At 37.7% G+C, this 733-nt stretch carries 1 protein-coding gene; it reads right to left on the bottom strand.

The annotated features are described in order from the left end of the window. Positions 1–663, bottom strand: a 663-nt coding sequence (locus CKO12_RS14415; protein ID WP_200155404.1) for an IS701 family transposase, incomplete at its 3' end; no start/stop codon positions are given. Positions 664–733 lie beyond the last annotated feature (70 nt).

Genomic DNA, 733 nt, shown 5'->3' with positions numbered 1-733 from the left:
GAATGCTTTTACTAAGCCATAACCTTTTAGGTGAACAATTTCTCCCTCAGAAGAAAGATGAACATCTCTAATCGCTCTGTTTCCGGTTCGGTCTGGATCAACTTGCCGGTTTGATTTGAGCTGCGTCAACCAAGTCCATCCTAAGCTTTTGATTGTCTTTAGGTTTTCTAAGCTAGAGTACCAACTATCAAATACTACAGCAGTCGGTTGAAAACCCCTTTCTTTTGCAGTTTTTAGCATTTCCTTAAAATGATCATTTTTTGTTAAATGATCAGTATTTTTATCAGATATACGATAATCACAAGGAATATAACTATCACCATCTGTCCATAATAAAGTGATAAGATTTATTCCCTTTACAACCGCATGATGTTTTCCAGACCAATGGTGATAAACCAAATCCATTTTATTAGCATATGGTTTATCAAGTGTGGAATCATCAATAACTAATGCACCGCTATTTTTTACAATTTCAGGTGCAACTTCTTCCCATAATGCTTTGGTGTCTGGTTCTAATCGCGTTAACAAACGTGTAAAAGAATCATGTGCAGGTGGTGAATTAAGTTTTGGCGACACTTTGGCAGCCTCCGTACAACTATATGTTCGCGGAGTAGCGATTAAAAACTGAATGTAATCTTGTTCGGTACATTTTGCAGCGTTCATCTTTGTATAGCCAAGCCAGAATAAATTGATTGCGGCACAACAGTAGGATTGAAGGTGCTGCGCCGATTTT

This window comes from Chromatium okenii (assembly GCF_016583745.1).
In the GTDB taxonomy this organism is placed as follows: domain Bacteria; phylum Pseudomonadota; class Gammaproteobacteria; order Chromatiales; family Chromatiaceae; genus Chromatium; species Chromatium okenii.
Note: the sequence above shows the minus strand (reverse complement) of the source record. Positions and strands in the feature narration are given on the sequence as shown.